The organism is Micromonospora sp. NPDC049903, assembly GCF_044460945.1.
Classification (GTDB): domain Bacteria; phylum Actinomycetota; class Actinomycetes; order Mycobacteriales; family Micromonosporaceae; genus Micromonospora.
In genome coordinates this window covers 130,683-148,291 of sequence record NZ_JBITKL010000014.1, presented here as the reverse complement: position 1 = coordinate 148,291, position 17,609 = coordinate 130,683, and the positions used below count along the sequence as shown (strand labels likewise).

Sequence of the window (17,609 nt, the reverse complement as noted above, 5' to 3'; positions counted from 1 at the left end):
ACCGGTGTACGGCCGCCGGCTACTTCTCTTCGCCGCCGAACAGCGTCCGGGTCATGTCGTCGACGTCGACGGTGCCCTCGACCGCACCCTTGACGGTCGGGCCCAGCAGCTCCACCACCGGCACCAGACCGTGGCCCATCTCAAGGACCTTCTGCGCCGGCTGGTTGTCACCGCCGAGGTAGTTCTTGTTGAACTCGTTGCCCGGTTCGTCGTCGCCCCACGGCCGACCGCCGTTGAGCGTCTCGATCGTCGTGGCCGCACTCCGGAAGCGCATGGCCAGCAGGGCACCGGCGGAGCCCAGTTGGTTGGCACCGTCCAGAGCCGCGTCGGGCTTGACGAAGGTCTCGCGCAGTTCGCTCACCGCTTCTCCTCCCCGGGCAGGTCACTGTCCAGCTGTCGGAAGATCCCATCGAGATCGTGGTCGATGTAGGCCTGGAACTGGCTGTCCGGCACGTACGGCTGGAGGAGCTGCTCGACCTCGGCCATGGCCTTCTCGCTCGCCCGGCGGATCGTCTCGGTGACGGTGGCGGACAGCTCCTTGGAATCCGGCCGACGATAGATGCGCGGGTCGAACTCGACCTTCGTCACCTGCCCACGGGGCCCGGCGGTCACGGTGACCAGGCCGTCGTCGGAGGTGACCGTGGCCTTCACCGCCTTGATCTTCTGCTGGAGATCACCCACACCGGAACGCATCCGCTCGAACTGAGCCATCAGTTCGTCGGCACGCGCGCGCAGCGCCTGTACGTCCATGGCGTGTCCCTCCCCGCGCACGTCCAGCCCCTTCCCGCGCACGTCCCTTCCCGCGAACGTCCACGTCTCGCCCGCGCCTTGGGCGTGGCGACTCGACCATACTGAATGGGCGCGACATCGGGGTGGTCGGTCTGCGGCCGAGCGTCGTTAGGATGCACCCGCACCGGTCGACGGGGAGGTGGGCAGGCAATGTTCCGTGACCGTCCGATGGCGGCGTTTGCCCTCGTGGGAGCCGTCCTGGCCACGATGGTGACCGCACCCGCTCCGACCCCGGCCCGGGCCGATCCGACGATTTGCCGGAATCCCAGCGATCCGGGAGAGATGAACATCGAGACCCCGTGGCACCAGCGGTGGTTGGCACCGCAGCGGGTCTGGCCGTTCAGCACCGGCGCACGGGTGAAGGTCGCCGTGATCGACTCCGGCACGGACAGCACCCACCCGCAGATGGCCGGTCGGGTGGCCACCGGGTTCGACGCGTTGCGTGGCGCACCGGGGGGCGATGTGGACTGCGTCTCCCACGGCACCGCAGTGGCCAGCATCATCGCGGCCGGTCGGATGGAGGGGGTCGGGTTCTACGGCCTCGCTCCAGACGCCACGATCGTGCCGATCCGGGTCAGCGAGCGCAACGCCAACGAGCAGCCGGGGACCGGTGGCGAAACCGTCACCGGCGAGGTCTTCGCCCGGGCGATCCGGCGGGCGGTCGACGATGGCGCCAAGGTCGTGAACATGTCGGTGACGCTCTACTACTGGGACAAGGACGTCGAGCAGGCCGTCAAGTACGCCGTGGACCGGGACGTCGTGCTGGTGGCCGCCGCAGGCAACCAGCACCAGGACGGCGCCCGTCCCGACCCGGTGCCGTACCCGGCGGACTTCGACGGGGTGATCGGCGTGGGCGCCGTCGACCAGAACGGGGCCCGGATCAGGCAGTCCCAGATCGGGCCGTACGTGGACGTCGTCGCTCCGGGAGGGGCGGTGGTGGCCGCCACCCGCGTGTTCGGCCACAGCGTCTGGGACGGCACCAGCTTCGCCGCCCCGATGGTGAGCGCCACCGCCGCGCTGATCCGCGCGGCGGAGCCGAACCTGTCGGCCAAGGAGGTCACCCGCCGGATCCTGGCCACCGCCGACCCGGCCCGTGGCGACGCCGAAGCCGGGTACGGCAGTGGAGTCGTCAATCCGTACCGCGCGGTCACCGAGCGGCTGACCAGCGCGCCACCGGTGGCCCAGCCTCCGCTGCCCGACGTGCCCTATGACGCCGCAGCGGCGGCCCGTGAGGAACGGTGGGCGGTCTTCGGCCGGTGGGCGCTCTGGATCGGCCTGCCGCTGGCCGTGCTCGCGGTCGGCGTGGCGGTACTGGCGGCACTGCTGCCGCGCGGGCGACGCACCCGGTGGCAGCCCACCCGGCCGTCCGCGCCACCCACCCCGATGCCCGAGATCGACGAGCCCGAGGAGGCGTTCTTCCGGGTGCCGACGTCGACGCCACGCGGCTGAGCAGCGCGGCTCTCAAGAGAGGTTGAGACGCCGACGGCCCGGCACAGGGCCGGGCCGTCGAGGTGTCTCTCGGTGGCGGGGTCAGCCGCCGAACTTCTGGCGGTTGGCCGCCTCGCGGGCCTGCATCTTGCCCGCCGACTCGCGCAGCGCGCGCTCGATACGGGTGAGAAGGTCACGCAGGTCGTTGGCGGCCGACTCCCACTCGCCCTGCCGCTGGAAGTACGCCTCGCGGGCGTCGCCGTCCCAGGTGGCGAGCAGCGGGGCGATGCCGGACTTGAGCCCGTCCAGCTCGCCGGTCATGTTCCGGACCGCACCACCACAGCTGTCCGCCGCCGCGTTCAGGCCGGCGAAGTTGTACCGAATCTCCGTCATGACTTATCTCCCCGTCAGAGCTTCAGCGCCGCGGTGATCTGGCCGGCGGTCGCGCCCGCGCCCTCCATGTCCGACCGGATCTCCTCGTCGCTGACGTCGTAGTCCTTACCGGCCGATCCCACCGCCTCGGCGATCGCGCGCAGCGCGACGTTGAGCCGGGCCATGTCCTGGTCGAACCGCTCCCGAACCTGGTGGAAGGAACCCGCGCCAGCACCCTTCCACTGGTCGTACAGCGGAGCGAGCTGGTCCATCAGCGAGTTGAGGTTGCCGGTGAGCCGGTCGGCGACGGCATCGACGTCACCCTCGGTCTTCAGCATCAAGCCGGTGTCGGTATTCATCGACATGGCGGAAGTCACCCCCGTCCTCGTTCGATCGCCCCGCGTCACCGGGGGCGGCGTGTCAGTCGGCGCTCACGCACCATCGTCGTACGAACGGTAACGGGTCGTGTCCAGTCGACGCTAGACCAGGCGCCCGCCCCAGACTTCCATTGTGGCTGGTCGGGTCATTCCGGGTCGAGTGCCCGCTTGGCTATCGCCGGGTCGAGGGCGGGACCGGCGGGCAGCCGGACCACCAGGCTGGCCGGCAGGCGCACCGGCTGCACACCGGAGTAGCCGAGCATCGCCGCCACCCCCTGGGATGCCAGCGGGTAGCGGTAGCCGATGTCGGTGACCAGATTGAGAGTGCCGGTCCGCTGATCCGGCGAGGGCACGGCGTCGACCAGGACGCCGAAGCCGGGTGCGATCACCACCCGGTCGGCCAGCGGGATGCCGTCGCCGGTCTGCTCACCGGTCCGCACCGGCTCGCGTACCGGTTGCACCTGGGCATCGAGCAGCAACGTCGGCTCGTCCTGGTCCGGCTGGTACGCGGCACAGACGGCGGGCTGGTCACCGGTCAGTCGGGCGATCTCGGGCCGCTGCTCCGGGGCACGGTGCCGGCCCTGGGCCGGCGCCTCGCCCTTCGGCGCGGCGGCAGCGGTGCCGGCGGCGAGTTCCAGCGCCCGGGGCTCCGAGGAATCCGGGTACGCCGCGCGGGTCTCCGGGTCGGCCAGCACCACGTCCGCCTGCACCGGAGTCAGCGGTACGAGCCGGTTCCGCTCGGCCTGGTAGTGCTGGCGCGTGCCGTTCTGGCTCTCCACCACGAAGACCTGACCGACCCGGGCGTTCGACAACGCGGTCGAGGTCGTCCCCCGGTCGGAGACCCGGCGAGGCGCGATCGGTTCTCCGGCGGGCAGCGCGTTCAGCCAGGCGCCACCGACCTCCACCACCGGTTCGGCGCTCATGGTGAGTCCCTCAAGCACGATCTTCTCGTTGCGGATCTCGTACCGGTGGTCGCGCCAGACCAGGTGCAGTCGCTCGGTCTTGCGGTCGCGTACCAGCAGCGCCGCGTCGCCGGGCTCGCGCCCGCCCTCGGGCGCCCGGCCGACCGTGAGCACGGTGGTGGCGACGATCCCGCCGGCCGGGTTACGGGCGGGCTGCGTGCACAGCGTCCACGGTCCGTCCAGGATCCGGTTGGCGGCTGGCAGCGAGTCCGGCGCGAACGGGATGCCGAGGCGGGGGCCACGGGGAGTACCGACCAACGAGTTGCGCGAGACCGACACGGTCGGTGCTGCGGACTCCATGGCCAGCAGGGCCGAGGCGTAGTTGAGCACCGGGTGCAGGCGGCCCTCCCGGTAGAGGTAGCGGGTGCCAGTCTCCTTCTCCAGGATGACCGCGCCGCCTTCCTTCCACTTCGTGGCGCCGCCGGGACGCAGCAGGCCGTAGACGCCGACCGCGCCCAGGAACAGCACGGCCACCATCACGCTGGCGAAGCCGGCGCCGCCGAGCCGACGAAACGGCGCGGACTCCGGATCGGGCTCACGCGCCACCAGCGCGGAGGTCATCCGTTGCACGAAGAACTGGTACGACTGGACCTGGTCCCGCCGCGACGGCATGGCACCCCTCCCCCTGGCGTACACCGGCACGGTCACGTGGGCCGCGCCGCGCGGTGCCTACCATATGCAGGGCACCGGAGCAGCCGATGCCCGCACCCGGCCCCGCCCGGCGAAACCGAACTCGGCAGTCCGAGGAGTCGTTCGATGATCAGTCGCGAACAGGCCCTGGCCATCGCACGCCAGTGGGCCTCCGCCGGCCGACCCGGCCCCGAACCCGACATCAAACTGTACGAGTTCGACCTCGGCTACGTCGCCTGGCGAGTAATGCCGGCACGACCGATCACGGACGGACCACCCGTTCCTCCGGCGTCCACCGGCTACCCCAGTGCGGTGATCGACCGCGAAACCGGCGACGTGTCACAGTGGGCATCGCTACCTGCGCAGTTGGTTGCCGAGCAGTACCGACAGCACCGAGCCGCCGAGGGACGCTTCCCACCGGACGTACGACATGTACTGGACAAAGCCGGCTGGCGCCCCGGCCGCGACGCCACCTCCGCCGTCAACCACTGGATGCGACGCTTCGCCGACGAACTCGCCGGACTGGAATGCTCCCCCGCCGCCCGCGCCGCACTGATCGAATTCGGCGGCCTGCGACTCCCCCAGTTCGGTGATGATGACGACCTGGGCGGAGGTTTCACCAGCTTTATCCATCCCACCTTGGGTGGCGTGGCAACAGAGGGCGCCCGGGAATTCGTGGAGGAGTTCGACAACCCAGTCTTCCCGTTCGGCAACAACGAGGACGGGCCCTCCGAACTCGTCATCGACGCCAAAGGACGCGTCTTCATGCTGCACTGGGCCGACGACTTCTTCGTCGGCCCAGACATCGACACCGCCATCGTCAAACTCATCCGAGGCGGCCCGATGACGGAAGCCAGCGACCTCGACTGGCCGGACGCGACGGACCAGGGCAGCCGAGAGGTGGCTCAGTGATCGACCACGAACAGGCCCTGACGATCGCACGCCAGTGGGCCGGCGTTCACGAGCCGGTACTCGATGTGACCCTCTTCGAGTTCGATCTGGGCTACGTGGCGTGCCTGGTCGAACCGGTGGCGACCACGACCGACGGGCCACCCGCACCGCCGCCGTCCACGGGCTACCCGCGCGCCGTCGTGGACCGGGAGACAGGCGAGGTGTCCCAGTGGCCCTCGCTGCCGTGGCAGGTGGTCGCCGAACGGTACGCGCTGCGCCGCGGCGCCGAGGGACGGTTCCCGCCGGACGTACGGGCCGTGCTGGAGCAGGCGGGGTGGTTCCCGGGCCGTGACCTGAGCGCGTCGGTGGACCACTGGATGCGACGCTTCGCCGCCGAAGTCGCCGGGCTGGAGTGCTTCCCCACCGCCCGCGCCACGATGGTCGAGTTCGGCGGCCTCCAGCTGCCTCAGTTCGGCCGCAGCGGTCGGCTCGGCGGGGGGTTCACCAGCTACATCCACCCGACCCGGGGTGGTGTCACCACCGAGGGCGCCCGCGAGTTCATCGAGGAGTTCGACAACCCGGTCTATCCGATCGGGAACAACGAGGACGGACCCTCCGAACTCGTCGTGGACGCACAGGGACGCGTCTTCATGCTCCACTGGGCCGACGACTTCTTCGTCGGCCCAGACATCGACTCGGCCATCGTCAAACTCATCCGAGGCGGCCCGATGACCGAGGCCAGCGACCTCGACTGGCCGAAGTGAGGGTCAGCCGTTGATGGCGCGCATGAAGGCGTACAGGCCCAGCACGCTGCACGCCACCGGCACGATGGCGAGTTGGAGCAGGATGTCGCACACGTCGCCGAGGCGGGCCAGCCGGGGTGACGGAGGACGTCGGCTGTAGGCGAGCCCGGCGGCGGCGGCGAGCCCGGCCGCGACCAGGGCCACCGGCAGCACCGCCAGCACCCGGGCGGCGGTCGACGCGTCGGCCGCACCGACCAGGGGCAGCAGGCCCAGACCGACCAGGCCGGCGGCGAGCATCGGCACCCGGTGCCGGACCGTCGACACCAGCCGGGCCCGGAGCAGGTAGCCGAGCGAGATCACCCCGGCCAGCAGCAGCGCGGAGACGGTGCCGGTGGCGGTGAGTACGACCAGACAGCTCACGGTGATGACGAAGGCCCCGAAGATCATGCCGGTGAGCACCTCGTCGGCCCGTGCGGTGGCCTGGTAGACGATCTCCCGCTTCGGCTGCGGCTCGTCCCGGAGCAGGTCCTCGGCGGTACGCGGCAGCGCCGGCATCGGCATCTTGCCGAGCCGTACGGAGAGCAGTGGCATCGCCGGCAGCAGGAGGGCCACCGCGCCGACCACGACGGCGGTGCCCTGGGCGGCGTCCATCGAGCCGAAGGCGAGCAGCCCGCCGACCATGCCCCAGAACCCGACGAAGACGGCGGCGACGAAGACCCTGGTCGCATCACCGACGCCGAGCAGTCCGAGCAGTCCGGAGAGCAGCAGTACGGCGGAGCCGAGCAGCACGTGCGGCGCACCAAGCGCCCAGACCGACTCACCGGAACCGATCACCAGCACACCGCCGACGAAGGCGTAGGGCAGCCCGGCGGCGGCGACGACCGCTCCGGCCAGGGAGTCGGCCATCGCCCGGGACAGCACGATCCCGCCGGCCAGCAGCACTGCGGCCGCGCCGAGCGCGACCGCGCCACCGAGCCATCCGGGTTCGGTGGAGGTGACGATCACGACCAGGCCGAGCAGGAGCAGCACGCCCGCCACGATCAGGCCGGTCAGCCGGGTCGCGAACGGGGTCCAGGCGACACCGCGCCGCCGGGCGCCGTCCGCGACGGCCTCCATCAGGTCGTCGTACGCCAGCTCCGGCCACTCGGTGCGGCGCGGCACCAGGTGCAGCGTCTCGCCGTCGCGGATGCTCTGGGCGGCGAGCGTACGCGTCAGGTCGACGGCGCTGCCGTCGCTACGGCGCAGCATCCACCCGCCGTGGCCGGTGCCGTCCGACGGTTCCTCGTCGGCCTGGCGCAGCACTGCGGGCATCAGTCCGACGAGCGGCAGATGCTCGGGCAGGGCGAGGTCCAGCCGTCGGTGCGGGGCGACGACGGCGATGCGCGCGAGTCCGGTTCCGGCCTGGGTGACCACTGACGACCCCTCGGTACGAGGAGCGGGCCCGATGGGCCCGCGGCTGTCCTGACGGGAGAAGGCTACCTACCATGTGCCGGTGACGCGGGTGCCGGTTCTCCGCGACGGCCGAGCGCACGGGGGTGTCGGGCGTACACACCACGCCCGCGAGAGGCAACGGAGGTCTGTCACGTGAGCACCGTGGTCGTCAAACGACCCGCCCGGCAGCCGGAACCGGAGTACCCCTCCGGCGAGGTGCTCCTGGAGGCGCCGCCCGAGGTGCCGGCACCGACCGGTAAGGCCTGGGGGCAGATGATGATGCTGCTGCCGATGCTCGCCGGTTCGTTCGCGATGGCCCTGATGTTCGCCGGGCGGGGCGGGTCGACGCTCGGATACGTCACCGGTGGCCTGTTCGGGCTCTCCGCCATCGGCATGCTCGGCTCGCAGTTGAGCAACAACGCGGGCGGGCCGGGCAAGCAGGAGATGCTCCAGCGACGCCGGGAGTACATGACGCACCTGTCGCGGCAGCGTCGCCGGGTGCTGAAGACGATCCGCAAGCAGCGCGAGGCGGCCTTCTATCGGCATCCGGACCCGGACATCCTCTGGTCGCTGCCGTTGGGGCAGCGGTTGTGGGAGCGTCGGCGCGGCGACGTGGACTTCGGCACGGTCCGGATCGGCCTGGGCCCGCAGGAGCTGGCCACGCCCCTGGTGCCGCCGCCGGCCACGTCGCTGGAGAAGTTGGAGCCGATGTGCGCGCTGGCGCTGCGTCGCTTCCTCACCACCTACGGCGAGGTGCCCGACCTGCCGGTGACCATGGCCCTGAACGGGTTCGCCCGGGTGCACCTGCGCGGCGACGTCGAGGCCGCCCGGGGCATGGTCCGGGCGGTGCTGGCCCAGGCCGCCGCGTTCCACGCACCGGACGACATGCTGATCGCGATCTGTGTGGCGCCGGATCGGCGGGCCGAGTGGGAGTGGACGAAGTGGTTGCCGCACGCCCTGCACCCGTCGCGTACCGACGCGTTGGGTCAACTGCGGCTGGTGTCCCCCTCGGTGACCGGCCTGGAGGCGATGCTCGACGACGTACTCGCCAGCCGGCCCCGGTTCAACGCCAGCGGCGGTGGCCCGCAGGTTTCCGGACCGCACGTGCTGGTGGTCGTCGACGGCGGTGACACCGCCGGTTCCGACCACCTGATGACCGAGGGCGGGGTGGAGGGCGTGACCCTGCTCGACCTCTCCACCCCGGCGCCGCGTCTGCTCGACCGGGCGCGACTGGTGCTGGAGGTGTCGGCCGACCGCAAGCTGGACAGCGTCACGGTGGACGGGCCGGCGGAGATCGGGCGGGCCGACGACTGCCGCCCGGCCGAGGTCGAGGCGCTGGCCATGCAGTTGGCTCCGCTGCGCCTGTCGGCTGCCTCGCGAGGCGGCGACACCCCGCTGACCAGCGAGTTGGGCCTGGCCGACCTGCTCGACATCGGCGACCCGTACGAGTTCGACGTCGACCGGGCCTGGCAGCCGCGACCCAACCGTGACAAGTTGCGGGTGCCGATCGGGATCGGCACCGACGGTGGGCCGGTGGAGCTGGACCTGAAGGAGTCCGCGCAGGACGGCATGGGTCCGCACGGGCTGCTCATCGGCGCGACCGGGTCCGGCAAGTCCGAGCTGCTCCGCACGCTGGTGCTGGCGCTGGCGGCGACCCACTCGTCGGAGAGCCTCAACTTCGTCCTGGTCGACTTCAAGGGTGGTGCCACCTTCACCCGGCTGGACGGGTTGCCGCACACCAGCGCGGTGATCACGAACCTGGCCGACGAGCTGCCGTTGGTGGACCGGATGACGGACTCCATCAACGGTGAGCTGGTCCGCCGGCAGGAGCTGCTGCGGGCCGCCGGCAACTACGCCTCGCAGCGCGACTACGAGAAGGCCCGGGCGGCGGGTGCGCCGCTGTCGCCGTTGCCGAGCCTGCTCATCATCTGTGACGAGTTCTCCGAGCTGCTCACCGCGAAGCCCGACTTCATCGACATGTTCGTGCAGATCGGCCGGGTCGGCCGCTCGCTCGGCGTGCACCTGCTGCTGGCCAGCCAACGGCTGGAGGAGGGACGGCTGCGGGGGCTCGACACCCACCTGTCGTACCGGATCGGTCTGCGGACCTTCTCCGCGATGGAGTCGCGGGTGGTGCTCGGCGCGACCGACGCGTACGAGCTGCCTCGGTCGCCGGGTCACGGCTACCTGCGGTTCGGCACCGAGCCGCTGGTGCGGTTCAAGGCCGCGTACGTCTCCGGCGCGTACCGGAGCAAGACCGCCGCTGCGGTCGCGGCCGGTGACGGCGGGGACCGGGTACGCGAGTACACCACCGCCTACGTCGCCCCGCCGGTGACCCGGACGCCGAAGCCGGAGGAGGAGCCGGAGCCGCTCGACGGGGTCGGCGAGAGCGTGCTGGACATCCTGGTGGGCCGGCTCGCCGGTCGGGGCAAGCCGGCCCACCAGGTGTGGTTGCCGCCGCTGGCCGAGCCGCCGACGTTGGACCAGTTGCTGCCGCCGTTGACCGCCGACCCGGCGCGCGGGGTGACCGTGGCGCACGCCGGTCTGCTGGGCGAGTTGCAGGTGGCGGTGGGCATCGTCGACAAGCCGTTCGAGCAGCGCCGGGACGTGCTCTGGTTCGACCTGGGCGGGGCGGCCGGTCACGCGGTGATCGTCGGTGGTCCGCAGAGCGGCAAGAGCACGTTGCTGCGTACCGTGGTCACCTCGCTGGCCCTGACGCACACCCCTCGGGAAGCCCAGGTGTACTGCCTCGACCTGGGCAGCAGCGCGCTCTCCTCGCTGCGCGAGCTGCCGCACGTCGGTTCGGTGGCGACCCGACTCGACGCCGGTCTGGTGCGGCGTACGGTGGCCGAGTTGCAGTTGCTGATGGGCGAGCGGGAGCGCCGGTTCGCCGAGCGCGGCGTCGACTCGATGTCCGAGTACCGGCGGGCACGTCGCCACGGGCAGCACGACGACGACCCGTTCGGCGACGTCTTCCTGGTCATCGACGGCTGGGCCACGCTGCGGTCGGAGTTCGAGGACCTCGAACCCACCATCAACGACATCGCCAACCGTGGGCTCTCCTTCGGCATCCATCTGATCGTCACCGCCGGACGCTGGATGGACCTGCGTCCGGCCGTCCGGGACGTCTTCGGCACCCGGCTGGAGCTGTGGCTGGCCGACGCGAGCGACTCCAACCTGGACCGCCGGGCGGCGATGAACGTGCCGGACAAGTCACCGGGACGCGGCATCACGCCGGACGGCCAGCAGTTCCTCGCGGCGCTGCCCCGGGCTGACAGTTCGCAGGAGGCGGAGACCCTGCCCGAGGGGGCACGCAAGCTGGTCACCGACCTGGCCGCCGCATGGCAGGGCCCGGGCGCCCCGCCGATCCGGCTGCTACCGCCGGTGGTCCCGTACGGCAGCCTGCCGGACACCGGCCGACCGGGGGTGCCGATCGGCATCGCCGAGGTGGACCTGCAACCGGTGCACCTGGACTTCGCCGCCGACCCGCACTTCATCCTGTTCGGCGACGGCGAGTCGGGTAAGAGCACGTTCCTGCGGTCGCTGGCGCAGACGATCGTCGACCGCAACGAGCTGACCCAGGCGCGGCTGGTCCTCGTCGACTACCGGCGCAGCCTGCTGGGTGACATCGACTCGCCGCACCTGATCGGGTACGGCTCGACGGCCCAGGTCACCGAGGGCATCGTGACCGAGGTCGCCGCCGTGATGCGGGACCGGCTGCCACCGCCGGACATCAGCGCGGAACGGCTGCGGGCCCGCGACTGGTGGAAGGGCCCCGACCTGTACGTGCTGGTCGACGACTACGACCTGGTGGCGGGCGCGGGCAGCAACCCGCTGACCCCGTTGCTGGAGTTCCTGCCCCAGGCCCGGGACATCGGCCTGCACCTGGTCATCGCCCGACGCACCGGTGGCGCGAGCCGGGCGTTGTACGAGCCGGTGCTGATGCGGCTGCGGGAGATCAGCACGCCGGGCATCGTGATGTCCGGCAACCGGGACGAGGGGGTGCTGCTCGGCACCGTCCGTCCCGGGCCGCTGCCGCCCGGCCGGGGTTGGCTGGTGTCCCGGCGCGGCGGGACCCGGCTGGTGCAGTTGGTGCACCTCCCACCGCGTTCCTGAGCGCGGTACGGGGTTGCCCGGACGGGCTACCGTCGGCCAGAGTGGATTACCGTGCGCGGTTGCGGGACCGTCACCCGGGTGCGAAGCCGCAGGCGCTGACTCCGGCGCAGGGCCCGGCCCTCACCGGGAGGCAGCGGCCGGCCGCGCCGGTGCCAGGTGAGTGATCGGGGGAGGGACATGGGCGACGAGTGGCTCGTCGACGAGGAGATCAACGTCGACATCCTGCAGCTCAAGGACTTTGCGCAGGCGATTCAGAAGGAGCTGGACGAGAACTTCCGACCCAGTTTCGAGGGCGGCCTGCAACCCATGCTCACCGTGCAGGCGCCCTTCGGCGGCGGCGGGATGAAGGAGGCCGCGTTCTTCCGCGGCCGGCACGACGAGAGCCGGATGGCGGTGTCCCACTTGATGGGCGACGCGATGAAGGGACTCGTCGCGCTCAGCACCGCCGCCCTCTCCATCTCGGCGGAGTACCTGACCGGTGACGCGCTCGCCCAGGCCACCAACGACGACGTCCTCAACGCGTTCCACGGGGTCGACGGTCAGGAGACGCTCAGCGGCGCCTGGCAGGAGGGCAACGCCGACGATCCGGCCGGGACCGTTCCTCAGGAGGCCGCCAACCCCGTGCCCATGGACCCCTACTACGGCATGGACTCCTGCCCCACGGGTGACCAGCGGGAACAGACGCCGGAGTGGGCTCAGCGGGAGGTCGTCGGCGAGGGTCCCGGCGCGTACGTGATCCCGGGCGACAGCGAGCGTATGCACGGTGAGGATCTCCGACTGGACCAGTCGAGTCTGCAGTGACGGCGGGGCGGAACGTGGGACCTGAGGAGCGGGGATGAGCGACTACTACGGCTGGCAGCCGCCGAGCTACCACATGTATTCCGGGGTGTCGGACGACTACGCGGCCGAGCGGGCCGCCCAGTCCACGCCGTACGAACCCACGTCGTGGGACTCGGTGAACATCGAGCAGATGTGGGAGTACGTCCGCAAGGAGAGTGACGAACGCACGACCGCGCTCGCCGAGATGTGGCGACGTGCCGCCAGTCTGCTCCAGTCGACCCGGGACAACCTCCAACGCCACGCGGACTCGCTCGACGCCAAGTGGCAGTCGCCGGCCGCCCGCGTCTTCATGGGCCGGGTCGGCGCGACCCTGCACTCGCTGGACGAGTGGAAGACCGTGGCGAGCAACAACGCCACCGGCCTGGAGCAGCTCGCCAGCAAGATCAAGACCACCCAGACCGAGATGAAGACCCTCTGGGAGGAGTACCGGGCCGAGCAGGTCCGGCAGGGCGAACGGCGCTCCGACGACAAGGGTTTCCAGGCCTCCGATCTGGTGGACTGGATCCCCGGCGTCACCGGCAACAACGGCAGGTCGTACGAGGACGTCCAGAAGGACTACCACCAGCGCGCCAAGAACATCGTCAAGCCGCTGGCCGACTTCTACATCGACACGTACATCACGAACATCTCCCGGGGCGGGAAGTTCAAGGGCCCGACCGACGCCGTGCTCTTCGACCAGTCGAGTGTTCCCCGGCCCACCGGGCCGGGCGGACCACCGGGCGGTCGCCCCGGCGCGCCCTCGCTCAACGGCGCCCGGCCGAACCGGCCGGACATGCCGAACCGGCCGAACACGGGCGACCGACCCACCGAACCCGCCGCTCCGCCGCCGGGTACGCCGGACGGCGTCAGCCTCGCCGGCACCACGGCGCCGGTCGCCCCGGCCGGTCCGCCGCCGGCCGCACCACCGCCGGTGAACACGCCGAACACGCCCGTCGCACCCGGCCCGGCCCCGCCGCCGGTGACGGGTCCCGGACTTCGTCCGGCCAACCCAGGCCTGAACCAACCGGGCACGGGCGGTCGACCGAACGCACCCCGCACCTCGCTGCCGGGCGCCGGTGGACCCACCACGCCGGGCAGCCGAGGGCCGGCACCGAACCGTCCCACGCTTCCTGGAGCCGGTGGACCGGGTAACGGCGCCGGAGCGCCTCCGGGCGGCAAGCGCGGTCCCGCACCGAACCGCCCGACCCTGCCGGGCAACACCGGTGCACCGGGCGCGCCGGGTGCACGTCCGGGCCGACCGGGCGGGCTGCGGCCGACCGGTGCACCCACCCCACCGGCGTCCAGCCCGCAACTGCCGGGCTCCACGGCCCGTCCGGGCCAGCGGGGTGCCGCCCCCGGCCGTCCGGCGACCTCGCCGCCGCCGAGCCTCGGCGGCCAGCGCGGCACCGCACCGGGCACGCCGCCCAAGGCGGGTGCCGCTCCGGGTGGCCGGGGCGCCACGTCCCCGGCCACGCCGTCCGGCAAGCCCACTCCGGGCACCGGTGCCCGGCCCGGCCTGACCGGTCGCACCGGCGCCGCCCGCCCGGCACCGACCACCGGCCCGGCACCTTCCCTCGGCGGACGCCGCGGCGGAGGCTCGGTGCCCAAGCCGCGTACCGGTCAGGCGCGCGACGGGGAGCAGGAGACCTGGGAGTACGGCGAGGGCGACGACGAACTCTGGGTCACCGAGTCGTCGGCGGTCGGTGTGGTCGAGGCGCCGGCCGAGCAGCGCCCTCGCGAGCAGGGACGGGCGCTCGGGCAGGCCTGAGCAGCGGCGGGCCGGTCACCGGAATTCCGGTGGCCGGCCCGTACCATGCGGTGACCGTCCACGTTCCTCGCCGTCGGACGACCCGGCGGCCCACAGCGGAAGGCTGACGGGTATGCGAGTCCTCACCCGACCGGTGACCACCGTGGCGATGACCGCCGTGGGCGTCCTGGCCGCTCTGGCCGTGCCCGCCGCTCCCGCGCTGGCCGACTCCACCAGGGACGACTCCTGGCACGTCCGGGCCCTGGAACTGGCCGAGATGCACCAGATCAGCCGGGGCGAGGGCATCACCGTCGCGGTGATCGACACCGGGGTGGACGCGACACACCCGGATCTCAAGGACAACGTCGTGCCCGGCGTCGACCTCTATGACGACGAGGCCAAGGGGCGCGTCGACCGGGAGCGGCACGGCACCGGGATGGCCTCGCTGATCGCCGGACACGGACACGGACCGGGTAACCGCGACGGCGTACTCGGCGTCGCGCCGAAGGCCCGTATCCTGCCGGTCACGATCAAGAGTCCACGTGCCGCCGTGATCGCGCCGACCGCGATCGCCGCCGGCATCAACTGGGCGGTCGACAACGGCGCGGACATCGTCAACGTCTCGCTGGGCGCGAGCCACAGCGAGGAGCTGAACCGGGCGGTGGACCGCGCCTACCAGCGGAACGTCGTCGTGGTCGCCGCGGTCGGCAACCGCAAGGACGCGATCATCGGTAACCCGGCCCGGCACCCCGGCGCGATCGCCGTCAACGGCACCGACCGGGCCGGTGTGATCAGCAAGGAGGCGGCGCTGCCGGCCGAGGAGGTCGACGTCGCCGCGCCGGGCGAGGACATCGTCCAGGCCGCTCCCGGCGGCCGGTACGTCACCGCCGTCGGCAACAGCGGATCGGCAGCGATCGTGTCCGGGGCGTTGGCCCTGGTCAAGGCGAAGTACCCGAACCTGACCGCGTTCCAGCTCTTCGAACGGCTGCTCGAGACCACGCGGGACGCCGGTGATCCGGGCAAGGACCTGTACTACGGATGGGGTGCTCTGGACCTGCGGGCCGCCCTGACCGGTGAGCCGGACGGCCGGGGCCGCAACGTACCGGCCCCCACCGAGCCGGACCTCGACGCGGATCTGGCGGCGGCCCGTGCCGTCGAGGGGCCCGGCCCGGCGGAGACCATGGTCGTGGTCCTGGTCTGGGTGGGGATCCTGGTGCTCCTCGTCGGGGTCGTGACGGCCGTCGTGCTGCTGCGTCGCGCCCGTCGGGGCAGGGCCGCCCCGGACGACGACCGACCCGCACCCGTTGGACCGGCACCCGGGACGCCCGTCCCATCGGGTGGACCGGACTCCGACGAGCCCGCCGACGACTCGGTCTGGCGCCGGCCGCCGGGCTGACCGATGCGCCCGAGGAGGAACCCGTGACGTCGCCGCCCACCGGTGGATCTCCGTACCCGCCTCCCGGCCCCCCGCCGGTCTCCGGCCCGTACCCAGCACCTGGCCCTTCCCCGATCCTCGGCCCGGCGGTGGCCGGGTCGGTGGCGGCGCCGTCCCACGGTGCCCAGGGTGAGCCGCCCAGCCTGCCTGGCCCCGAACGGACGGCCGCGCCGCGCCCGCCCGTGGTCACGCTCGCAGTGTTGCTGATGGTGCCTGCGGTCGTCGTCTGGCTGGTCGCCGGGATCGCCTTCTTCCTGGCCATGCTGCGCACGGAGGGCACCGGGATCGGTCGGCTGCTGGTGGTGGGCATCGGCGGCGCCGTCCTCGCGCTCGCGCTGCTGGTGGTGTTCCTCGCCTCGCTCGGGATGATGATGGCCTGGCAGGGCGACGGCGCGGCCGGATTGACCGTGCCGGCCGGCTTCACCTTCGGGATCTTCGTCGTCGTCATCGTGACGCTGCTGGCGCAGGGCAAGCTGACCTTCCAGCCGACGATGGTCACCCCGCTGGTGGTGGGCGGCCTCGCGGGCGTCTCGCTCGCCCTGGTGTGCAGTCCGCCGGCCCGCGCCTGGTTCGCCCGCCGCCGCTCCTGATCAGGCCGGGGACCAGCGCCGGGCGGTGGCGTCGAAGCGGGCCAGCAGTTCGTCACGACCGTCCTGGTGCAGGCAGTGCAGGGCGGTGCCGTCCGGTACGACAAGCGACTCCATCCGGGGCCCGCCCTCGCCCCACTCCGGCGGCGTGGTCTCGCCCGGCGGCCAGCGCAGCACCGCCACCCACTCGTCGCCCTCCTCGAAGGGCGAGCCCTCGCCGAGCAGTCCGAGGCGGCGGTAGAGCCGTGCCGGGGTGTCGCGTCCCGGGCCGTGCCAGGCGTGCACCAGCCCGGCTGCCCGGTCGTACCCGTCGTCGAGGTAGGACGGCAGGTAGCGGTGCGGGATGACCAGTTGCAGCAGCAGCGGTACGTCCGGGTCCGGTCCCTCGTCGACCTCGGGTTCCGAGGGCGTACGCGGCACCGGCACGCCCCGCCGCGACGGCTCGGCGTACGCGGCCGCCTCGCGGCGACGCTGCTCCTCCTCGGTCGCCTCGGTGATCACCTGCCGCAGCTCGCCGACCCACTCACGCAACTTCAGCAACGCCTCGCCGGGCAACGCCGCCGCCAGCGCGGTGTCCGGGTTGAGCAGCAACTGCCAGGAGAGGTCCGGCCAGTGGTCGGTGAGCTGGAGGCTGTTGATCACCACCAGGTCGTGCTCGCCGAACGCCTGCCGCATCCGCGCCTCCGAGGTGAACACCGGCAGGCTCGTCCGGCCCTGCTCGTCGGGCAGGCTCCACCAGGGGAACTCCGGGTCGGAGAGGTCCCGGGTGACCGGGCCGTCCGGGCGCAGCGGCAGCACCAACTCGGCCCGGAACAGTGCCGACATGAGCGCGTTCGGGTCCTGTCGGCGAATCGCCTCGCGCAGCGGCCGTTCCGTCTCGACCACCGGCGCGGCGACCGACCGCAGTTCCTCGGCGGTCAGCCGCAGCGCGATCGGCAGCCCGGCGTCGACGGCCAGCATCCAGGCGTCGTCGGGCCAGTCGACGGCGAGGTCGGCGAGCCCGAGCACGTGGTAGCTGACCGACCGGCCGGGTAGACCGGCGGCGACGGCCGCCGCCGAGGTGTAGGCCAGCACGTGGGTGATCCCGTCGTGGGTGCCGGTGGGCCAGGCCACCGGCTCCAGACCGGCCGCCGCCGACGGCGACACCGGCAGCAGCAGCGGACCGTCGGCGAGTGCGGCGAGGAAGGCGGCCCGGTCGTCGGCCTCGGCGGCGGCCAGCATCGCCCGCTCGGTCGCGGTGCTGGGCTGCCAGTCGATGGTGGGCTGCCCGTCGGTGCGTTGCCGG

Annotated in this window: 15 protein-coding genes; 8 read left to right on the top strand and 7 right to left on the bottom strand. The window is 72.2% G+C overall.

Annotated features, from left to right (window positions below; all coding sequences use genetic code 11):
- Positions 1-19: 19 nt before the first annotated feature.
- Together ACIBO1_RS21315 and ACIBO1_RS21310 are read right to left on the bottom strand one after the other, a co-directional pair.
- Entirely contained in the window at positions 20-361 is a 342-nt protein-coding gene (locus tag ACIBO1_RS21315; RefSeq protein WP_396749116.1) for a hypothetical protein, read from the bottom strand.
- A complete protein-coding gene (locus ACIBO1_RS21310; protein ID WP_350699159.1) occupies positions 358-750 on the bottom strand; it encodes a YbaB/EbfC family nucleoid-associated protein in 393 nt (130 codons plus the stop codon). The genes ACIBO1_RS21315 and ACIBO1_RS21310 overlap by 4 nt, the downstream gene beginning before the upstream one ends.
- 189 nt (positions 751-939) lie before the next feature.
- On the opposite strand from ACIBO1_RS21310, the gene mycP (ACIBO1_RS21305) reads away from it, so the two are divergent.
- Positions 940-2,238 carry a type VII secretion-associated serine protease mycosin gene (gene mycP / locus ACIBO1_RS21305; protein WP_396749113.1) on the top strand — a complete coding sequence of 433 codons (1,299 nt, stop codon included), beginning with the start codon at positions 940-942 and terminating at the stop codon, positions 2,236-2,238.
- An 81-nt stretch (positions 2,239-2,319) separates the two neighbouring features.
- Here mycP (ACIBO1_RS21305) and ACIBO1_RS21300 read toward each other — a convergent pair whose 3' ends face one another.
- The 3 genes from ACIBO1_RS21300 to eccB form a co-directional block, all read right to left on the bottom strand.
- Positions 2,320-2,610, bottom strand: coding sequence for a WXG100 family type VII secretion target (locus tag ACIBO1_RS21300; protein ID WP_396749110.1), 291 nt, complete (start codon positions 2,608-2,610; stop codon positions 2,320-2,322).
- Between the two features lie 14 nt (positions 2,611-2,624).
- On the bottom strand, positions 2,625-2,954 hold the full coding sequence (locus ACIBO1_RS21295; protein ID WP_131057127.1) for a WXG100 family type VII secretion target: 330 nt from the start codon (positions 2,952-2,954) through the stop codon (positions 2,625-2,627).
- 158 nt (positions 2,955-3,112) lie between these two features.
- Positions 3,113-4,540 carry a type VII secretion protein EccB gene (gene eccB, locus ACIBO1_RS21290; RefSeq protein ID WP_396749107.1) on the bottom strand — a complete coding sequence of 476 codons (1,428 nt, stop codon included), beginning with the start codon at positions 4,538-4,540 and terminating at the stop codon, positions 3,113-3,115.
- A 144-nt stretch (positions 4,541-4,684) separates the two neighbouring features.
- Between eccB and ACIBO1_RS21285 the strand changes: the two genes are divergently transcribed.
- Positions 4,685-5,470: an SUKH-3 domain-containing protein gene (locus ACIBO1_RS21285; RefSeq protein WP_396749104.1), complete on the top strand. Its 786-nt coding sequence runs from the start codon at positions 4,685-4,687 to the stop codon at positions 5,468-5,470.
- Positions 5,467-6,213, top strand: a complete 747-nt coding sequence (locus ACIBO1_RS21280) for an SUKH-3 domain-containing protein (protein ID WP_396749102.1) — start codon at positions 5,467-5,469, stop codon at positions 6,211-6,213. The genes ACIBO1_RS21285 and ACIBO1_RS21280 overlap by 4 nt, the downstream gene beginning before the upstream one ends.
- A gap of 3 nt (positions 6,214-6,216) precedes the next feature.
- Here the strand turns inward: ACIBO1_RS21280 and eccD are convergent, their stop codons facing one another.
- Entirely contained in the window at positions 6,217-7,605 is a 1,389-nt protein-coding gene (gene eccD, locus ACIBO1_RS21275; protein WP_396749100.1) for a type VII secretion integral membrane protein EccD, read from the bottom strand.
- Between the two features lie 171 nt (positions 7,606-7,776).
- Between eccD and eccCa the strand changes: the two genes are divergently transcribed.
- The 5 genes from eccCa to ACIBO1_RS21250 all read left to right on the top strand — a co-directional run bounded on the left by eccCa (position 7,777) and on the right by ACIBO1_RS21250 (position 16,327).
- The gene (gene eccCa / locus ACIBO1_RS21270; RefSeq protein WP_396749098.1) at positions 7,777-11,736 is read left to right on the top strand and encodes a type VII secretion protein EccCa; all 3,960 of its coding nucleotides are present in this window, start codon (positions 7,777-7,779) and stop codon (positions 11,734-11,736) included.
- Between the two features lie 177 nt (positions 11,737-11,913).
- A complete protein-coding gene (locus ACIBO1_RS21265; RefSeq protein WP_396749096.1) occupies positions 11,914-12,537 on the top strand; it encodes a hypothetical protein in 624 nt (207 codons plus the stop codon).
- Between the two features lie 34 nt (positions 12,538-12,571).
- On the top strand, positions 12,572-14,323 hold the full coding sequence (locus ACIBO1_RS21260; protein ID WP_396749094.1) for a hypothetical protein: 1,752 nt from the start codon (positions 12,572-12,574) through the stop codon (positions 14,321-14,323).
- A gap of 112 nt (positions 14,324-14,435) precedes the next feature.
- On the top strand, positions 14,436-15,698 hold the full coding sequence (gene mycP, locus ACIBO1_RS21255) for a type VII secretion-associated serine protease mycosin (protein ID WP_396749091.1): 1,263 nt from the start codon (positions 14,436-14,438) through the stop codon (positions 15,696-15,698).
- Between the two features lie 239 nt (positions 15,699-15,937).
- Complete coding sequence (locus tag ACIBO1_RS21250) at positions 15,938-16,327, top strand: hypothetical protein (protein WP_396749089.1); 390 nt, start codon at positions 15,938-15,940, stop codon at positions 16,325-16,327.
- On the opposite strand, the gene ACIBO1_RS21245 is transcribed toward ACIBO1_RS21250, so the two are convergent.
- Positions 16,328-17,545, bottom strand: coding sequence for an SseB family protein (locus ACIBO1_RS21245; protein WP_396749136.1), 1,218 nt, complete (start codon positions 17,543-17,545; stop codon positions 16,328-16,330). It lies immediately after the preceding gene.
- Positions 17,546-17,609: the final 64 nt, after the last annotated feature.

Coding starts and splice junctions, on each gene's coding strand:
- ACIBO1_RS21300 (WP_396749110.1), bottom strand. CDS start 2,610: ATGACGGAGATTCGGTACAACTTCGCCGGCCTGAACGCGGCGGCGGAC.
- mycP (WP_396749113.1), top strand. CDS start 940: ATGTTCCGTGACCGTCCGATGGCGGCGTTTGCCCTCGTGGGAGCCGTC.
- mycP (WP_396749091.1), top strand. CDS start 14,436: ATGCGAGTCCTCACCCGACCGGTGACCACCGTGGCGATGACCGCCGTG.
- ACIBO1_RS21285 (WP_396749104.1), top strand. CDS start 4,685: ATGATCAGTCGCGAACAGGCCCTGGCCATCGCACGCCAGTGGGCCTCC.
- eccB (WP_396749107.1), bottom strand. CDS start 4,540: ATGCCGTCGCGGCGGGACCAGGTCCAGTCGTACCAGTTCTTCGTGCAA.
- ACIBO1_RS21265 (WP_396749096.1), top strand. CDS start 11,914: ATGGGCGACGAGTGGCTCGTCGACGAGGAGATCAACGTCGACATCCTG.
- ACIBO1_RS21260 (WP_396749094.1), top strand. CDS start 12,572: ATGAGCGACTACTACGGCTGGCAGCCGCCGAGCTACCACATGTATTCC.
- ACIBO1_RS21245 (WP_396749136.1), bottom strand. CDS start 17,545: ATGCTGGCCGCCGCCGAGGCCGACGACCGGGCCGCCTTCCTCGCCGCA.
- ACIBO1_RS21295 (WP_131057127.1), bottom strand. CDS start 2,954: ATGTCGATGAATACCGACACCGGCTTGATGCTGAAGACCGAGGGTGAC.
- ACIBO1_RS21310 (WP_350699159.1), bottom strand. CDS start 750: ATGGACGTACAGGCGCTGCGCGCGCGTGCCGACGAACTGATGGCTCAG.